Raw genomic sequence first — 6,553 nt, forward strand, 5'->3', positions numbered from 1 at the left:
GCACCGGCCGAGCGGATGGGATAACCGAATTTCCGGCGGCTCCGCCGATCAGCTCAGCAGGAATGCGACGAGGAACCCGACCGATGTCGCCATACCGACCCACCAGCCGCCTTCCCGGTACGCCTCCGGCATCAGCGAATCGGCGAGGACCGCGATGGTCGCGCCGCCCGCGAAGGCCTGGATCGCGCTGATATGGGTCGGTTCGAGGTGCTCGGAGAGCAGGTTGCCGGCGACGGTCACCACCACGAGCACCGCGCCGGTGAGCAGCCACAGGGTGAACGCCTTGCCGGTGGAGACGTTCCGCTGCCGGTGCAGCAGCGCCGAACCGCCGATGGCTTCCGGCACGTTGCCCGCCGCGATGGCGACCAGGAGCACCAGTCCGCCCTCCGAACTCAGCGAGACCCCCAGCGCCGTGTTCTCCGGAACTCCGTCCAGCACGGTGCCGAGCATCAGCGCCCAGCCCACCGCGCCGGTACCCTCCCGGCGTTCGAGGAGCCGGTTCGCGACGACGTATACCGTCGCGCCCAGAAACAGCGCGGCCCCGGCGGTGAATGCCCCCGCCTGCACGAAGGCGGGTTCGAACAGTTCGTTGGACACGGCGGCGATCATGGTGCCCGCGCCGAACGCCATCAGCGAGGCGAGCAATGGCTTGGGCAATGTGGTTCGCAAACCGATGAACGCACCGATCAGCAATGGAATTGCCGTACCCAGCCCATAGAGCAGCGCGGTTCCCATAAGGTGAACACTATGTGTTGCCGGGTTATTGCAATGGTCATGCGGGGCCGACAGAAATAATTCTAGAATTTCCCTCTAAAATCAGCTGCACCGGCACGGATCCGGTCATTGTCCGATTCGGCAGCTTCACCGGCGACCCGAGTTGCGGGCAGACAACTTTCGGCAAACCCGTACTGTGCTACCGGCATGCTACGAAAGACCCGATCGATGTCGAGGGGTTCGGGCTTTTCGGTATTGTTCTGCGCGATGTCACAGGAAGCGAATTCGGGACGACGGTATGCCGGGCAGCCCGTAGAAGATCGGCAACGCGAGCGACGCGCTCGTTTTCTCGAATCCGGCCTGACGGTTTTTTCGAGAGACGGGTATGCCAATAGCTCGGTCGGGGCCATTTGCAAAGACGCGGGGTTGTCCTCCCGCCAGTTCTACGAAGAGTTCACCGGCCGCGAATCGCTCCTTGTGGAACTCTTCGCTCTCATCGACCGGGAATCGCGGACCGCGGTGCTCGCCTCACTCGAACAGAGCACCGACCAGAGCGCGCTGGCGCGGATCGACAGCGCCATCCGCGCCTATGTGCAATCCATCGGCACCGATATGCGACGAGCTCGGGTCGTGCTCGTCGAAGTCGTCGGTGCCGGCACCAAAGTCGAGAAGATGCGTACGGAATCGCGGCGCGCCTGGAGTTCGGTGCTCGCCAAGGCCGCCGAGGACGCCGCACTGCACGGCGAGATCCCGACCGGCGACTACGACCTCCGCATGCTCGCCATCATCGGCGCGGTCAACTATGTGGTGGACGAATGGAGCGGAGCCGAACCGCGGCAACCGCTCGACGAGGTGATCCGGGTGCTGAGCCGGATCATCGTGGGCGCGATCCGGGCCTGACCACGCCACCGGCCAGGGCTGCCCGGCGGCTAGCCTTGTTCCGGTGGAGACCGTCGCGATCCAGATGCCGGACGGCAGCACCGTCCCGGTGCGGCTGGTGCCGGCCACGGGACCGCACGACCATCCCGTCACCCCGGATGCACCTCGTCCGGTCGTGGTACTGATACCCGGGCTCGGTGTCCCCGGCGAGTACTACCTCTATTTCGCTCGTGCGCTCGCCCGGCGCGGCATCGACGTCGCGGTGGGCGAACTGCGCGGTAACGGCGCCAGCTCGCCGAAACCGAGCGCGGCCAGCACCTACGGGTACCACGAACTCGCCGCGGTCGATTTTCCGGCCATCTTCGAGGTGGTCCGCACCCGCTTCCCCGACCGCACCCCGTATGTGCTGGGTCACAGCATGGGCGGGCAGCTGTCGGCGCTGTACGCGGCGCGGGTCCGCGGCCGGCTCGCGGGGCTGATCCTCGTCGCGTCCGGCACCCCCTACTACCGGGGTTTCCGCGGACTGCTCGCACCGGGCATGCTGGTCGGCACCGCCGCGGTCTCGCTGACCGCTGGGCTGGCCGGGGTATGGCCGGGCGACAAACTCGGCCCCAACGGTTTCGGCCGACAGTCCAAGGTGCTCGTCTCCGACTGGGCCCGGCTGGCCCGCACCGGCCGGTTCGACCCGGCCGGCGCCGATATCGACTACGAGGAACGCCTCTCCCGGCTGAAACTGCCCGTCCTCTCGATCACCCTGACCGGCGACGAACTGGCCCCGCGGACATCGGCCGGGCATCTGCTGGACAAATTGCCGAACGCCGACAAGACCACCTGGCACGCACCCCGGCCGCTCGGCCACAACGGCTGGATATCCGAACCCGCCGACGTGGTCGACCGGATCGAGAAGTGGCTACTCGACCGGTGACCGGCGGCGGTCATTCCGAGGTCCGGCCCTCGACGAGCATCTGGGTGAAGAACTCGTAGATCAGGGCCGCCTGGAACGCCGACTGCTTGTTGTCGGCGGCGCCGCCGTGCCCGCCCTCGATGTTCTCGTGGTACCAGACGCGGTGCCCCTGCTCCTCCAGCAGCGCCGCCATCTTGCGGGCATGCCCCGGATGGACGCGGTCGTCCCGGGTGGAGGTGGTGAGCAGAATCGGTGGATAGGTGGCGCCCGCACCGGTTTCCGCGGCCCGCTGATAGGGGGAGTACCGGCTGATATAGGCCCATTCCTCCGGCACATCCGGGTCACCGTATTCGGCCACCCAGGACGCACCCGCCAGCAGCCGGTGATAGCGACGCATATCCAGTAGCGGTACCTGGCAGACGATCGCCCCGAACAACTCCGGGTAACGGGTGAGCATCACCCCCATCAGCAGGCCGCCGTTACTGCCGCCGACGGCACCGAGCCGGTCGGCGGTGGTGATTCCACGGGCCACCAGGTCGCGGGCGATCGAGGAGAAATCCTCGTACACCTTGTACCGGTTCTCCTTCTGCACCGAGGTATGCCACTCCGGCCCGTATTCCCCGCCGCCCCGGATATTGGTCGTCACATAGGTGCCACCCTTTTCCAGCCACCCGATACCGGAAGAACCGCCGTAACCGGGAGTCCGCGACACCTCGAACCCGCCGTAGCCCGACATCACCGTGGGCGCCGGGGTATCCCGGGTATCGCGGTGCCGGATGACGAAGTACGGGATCGACGTTCCGTCATCCGAGCGGGCGAAGAACTGTTCGGTCTCGATACCGGTCGCGTCGAAGAACGCCGGTTCCTGCTTCCACTCGGTCACCGGCGCACCGACCGACCCGGCCAGCAGGGTGGTGGGGGTGGTGAACCCACTGGTCATGAGCATGTAGTCGTCCCCGCCCTCGAGCGGGTCGAGATTCATGATGCCGGTGGTGGCCATGGCCGGCGTATCGGCGAGCGGTTCGGTGCGCCAGCCCCCGGCATCCGGGGTGAGGACGTACAACTTGGTCTGCACATCCTCGAGGGTCACCAGCAGCAGGTGGTTCTCGGTCCAGCCGTAGCCGTGCAGCGAGGTGTGCGGGTCCGGCTCGAACAGCACCTGGAAATCCCGTTCGCCGGACCGGAACGCGGCGAAATTCGTGGCGATCAGCGCACCGGCGGGATATGTGCGGCCGCCGACTTCCCACGGCGATTTCAACCGGACCAGCAGCCATTCCTTGTACCACGACTCGTCAGCGTCCGACGGGGTCTCCAGATGGGTTCGGGAACCGTCGTCCTCCAGCAGGAACACCTCCTCGTGGAAGAAATCGGTGGCCTGGGCGATGTAGTGCCGCTCGTAGCCGGGGGTGCGGTCGTAACCCGCCGAGACGGAGACATCGGTCACCACGCCCTCGAAAACCGTTTCCGCGGCGTCGAGCGCGGTGCCCCGGCGCCAGCGTTTCGCGATCCGTGGATATCCGGATCCGGTGAGCGAGCCGGGGCCGAAATCCGTTCCCACATATACGGAGTCGATATCGATCCAACTGATCCGCGACTTCGCTTCCGGCAGGAAGTAGCCACCGTCCTCCGGGGCGATGAATTCACGGGTTTCCATATCGAATTCACGGACGACCTTGGCGTCCGCGCCACCCCGCGACAGGCTGATCAGTGCCCGGCTCTGGTCCGGGCGCAACACTCCGGCACCGCCCCAGACCCAGTTCTCGTCCTCGGTGGCGGCGACCGCGTCGAGGTCGATGAGAACATCCCATTCGGGTTCGGCTTTCACATACTCGGCGAAGGTGGTGCGCCGCCACAGACCGCGCGGATGCGCCGCGTCGCGCCAGAAGTTGTACAGCCACTGTCCGCGCCGCCCGGGGAAGGCGATCTTGGCGTCGGTGTCCAGCATGTCCAGGATCCGGCGTTGCAGCACGTCGAACCGGTCGGCCGCGGCAAACCGCTCCATGACGGCCTCGTTGTGCGCCCGGGCGAAATCGAGCGCCCGCTCGCCGGTGACCTCTTCGAGCCAGAGGTAGGGATCGGTTTCGCTGTCCTGTACGCCACCACTCATCCGACCATTGTCACCCAACCGGACGGGCGGGAATCGGCGACCGCCAACATCAGGTCAGGCATTGCCGACCTGGCGCGCATGACGACTGGACCACGTACCTCGAGCCGCAGCAGCGGCGGATCTGCACCGCCGAGACCCGACCGCCGAACGTATCCGGCCACAGCTTCATCCGGATAACGGTAGGCGGGCCCGACCTCGCCGATTTCACCCCGATGCACTACGACCAGTGGCTCCGCCTCTTCCTGCCCGGGCGAGGCAAACCTGCCCGCGCTTGCCGACCGTGGCGGTCGCGGTTCCCTGCGGCTGCCGACCTCGCACCAGGGGCGACTGATCAACCGCGAGGTCGGGTACCATAGCCGCAAACTTTCGACGGCATAGGACGAGTTGGTACCGTGGTTCAGACTAACCTCAGTCAGCTAGTACTGAATATCCTCGAAAGATTGCGTGTCAATACCATGCCCGGGGTCGCAGGCCTGAATCGAGGTCATTTATACAACGCCGCAGACGCCACCCGGGAAGCCCAAGAGATGCTCAATAGTGCGAATAGGAACGCAGGCGCCTCCGAAGTATTCGATGACCTGTCGAAGCATATAAAAAAGCCGCTAAGGAACTCCGACATAAATTCCGGTCCCGATAGCAGGACGACAGACCGTCTTTCCGCAGCGGAACCAAATAAGCAGCAGTCGTCGGGTCATGACAAATCCCCGGAGAGCAATCTGACTCGACTTTTGGGCATGGAAAGTCCACCCGAGCGCTCAAACGCGCGGTCCGGGATGACCGTTACGGTCGGCCCACTGGCAGGATTGAGTAAGTCGCAATGGTTAGAGTTGCGGAATAACATGACTCCCGAATGGGTGGACAAATTTAAGCAGCATTTAAGAAAGGAGCTGAACCTGGATCGCGATAAGCACCAAATCGCTTTTACCGAAGAAGAACTCGATAAGCTACAAAAGAGTATAGCCGGCCGAAAGAAGCAGTTGGATATCGAGTGGAATAATCTTTTCGGAACAAGTCGAGATACTGCTTTAAATAACTCTCCGACGTTGTCGACAGATACGTTGCCATTTTTACGGCGCCTCGGGAGCGAGTGTAATGACGGGGAAGCCAAGGCGCGTTTGACGGAGTTGATCAACGCGTACGAAGGATTCGTGGACGCGGCCAAGCCGCACTGAGTCGCGGAGCGGACGCGGCCGGTCCATGACCGGCTCGAGGAACGAATTCGCGCCCACGTAGTCCTGATGGCGTGCCGCACATCCGGAACGTACGAAAGACAGCCTGTAGCTATGGCTCTTGCGTGAGACGATTCGGACCGACGCAACGAAGCCCGCGCGCCTGGTCCTATTAGAGGATCGAATCGGCTTACACAGGGCCGAAGCAGTATTCATACCGACCGCCTTGCACTTGGACGGACAGCAGGGTGGGATCGTCGCGCAAGCGGATGTGATCGAACAGAACGGGCAGACCCATGCGCGGTGGTCCCTTATCGCCTACTCACTCGACGAAACATCCGTCATTCGGCTCGCCCTGTTGTGGATCGACACATCTCCGGTGCTACCCCCTCGCACCTTTGTAGTAACCGACCAGGAACTCCAGGACTACTACGTACGCCTCGCGGCGAACACCGAAAAACCTGTAGGCGCAGTTACTCCATGGAAAACCTGGATGCTACTCATATCGCCCCACCTCGATGAGGCGGTTTACAAGGCTGGATTGCTGGATCGACCCTGCGTGATCAGAATCGGCGAAACCGGCTTTCAGCCGGTGCCTCTGTAGCGCCGACGGGTTGACCGCAGGGCTGGTAGAAACCGAAGGTTCCTTAACAAGACCGAAGGCCGGCCCACCATGACGGTGGACCGGCCCCGCGGTTCGAAAAGGTTGCCGGGTGACCGGACTCAAGAAGTCCATGCCGCCCATGCCGCCGGTCGGATCGGCCGGCGCGGCGGCCGACT

General features: G+C 64.1%; 7 protein-coding genes. 4 read left to right on the forward strand and 3 right to left on the reverse strand.

Going from position 1 to position 6,553, the window contains the following annotated elements:
- Window positions 1-48 precede the first annotated feature (48 nt).
- A complete protein-coding gene (locus ABZV91_RS15515; RefSeq protein ID WP_355241243.1) occupies window positions 49-735 on the reverse strand; it encodes a ZIP family metal transporter in 687 nt (228 codons plus the stop codon).
- A 246-nt stretch (window positions 736-981) separates the two neighbouring features.
- Between ABZV91_RS15515 and ABZV91_RS15520 the strand changes: the two genes are divergently transcribed.
- Window positions 982-1,614, forward strand: coding sequence for a TetR/AcrR family transcriptional regulator (locus tag ABZV91_RS15520; protein WP_355241246.1), 633 nt, complete (start codon window positions 982-984; stop codon window positions 1,612-1,614).
- A 43-nt stretch (window positions 1,615-1,657) separates the two neighbouring features.
- Complete coding sequence (locus ABZV91_RS15525; RefSeq protein WP_355241249.1) at window positions 1,658-2,518, forward strand: alpha/beta fold hydrolase; 861 nt, start codon at window positions 1,658-1,660, stop codon at window positions 2,516-2,518.
- 10 nt (window positions 2,519-2,528) lie between these two features.
- Here the strand turns inward: ABZV91_RS15525 and ABZV91_RS15530 are convergent, their stop codons facing one another.
- Window positions 2,529-4,604, reverse strand: coding sequence for a prolyl oligopeptidase family serine peptidase (locus ABZV91_RS15530; RefSeq protein WP_355241252.1), 2,076 nt, complete (start codon window positions 4,602-4,604; stop codon window positions 2,529-2,531).
- A gap of 173 nt (window positions 4,605-4,777) precedes the next feature.
- Between ABZV91_RS15530 and ABZV91_RS15535 the strand changes: the two genes are divergently transcribed.
- Entirely contained in the window at window positions 4,778-4,960 is a 183-nt protein-coding gene (locus ABZV91_RS15535) for a hypothetical protein (protein WP_355241361.1), read from the forward strand.
- A gap of 84 nt (window positions 4,961-5,044) precedes the next feature.
- The gene (locus tag ABZV91_RS15540) at window positions 5,045-5,776 is read left to right on the forward strand and encodes a hypothetical protein (RefSeq protein WP_355241255.1); all 732 of its coding nucleotides are present in this window, start codon (window positions 5,045-5,047) and stop codon (window positions 5,774-5,776) included.
- Between the two features lie 493 nt (window positions 5,777-6,269).
- On the opposite strand, the gene ABZV91_RS15545 is transcribed toward ABZV91_RS15540, so the two are convergent.
- Window positions 6,270-6,553: hypothetical protein (locus ABZV91_RS15545; protein WP_355241258.1), on the reverse strand; the 284-nt coding region annotated here is incomplete at its 5' end.

The sequence above is a fragment of the Nocardia sp. NPDC004568 genome (assembly GCF_040609955.1).
Taxonomy (GTDB): Bacteria; Actinomycetota; Actinomycetes; order Mycobacteriales; family Mycobacteriaceae; genus Nocardia.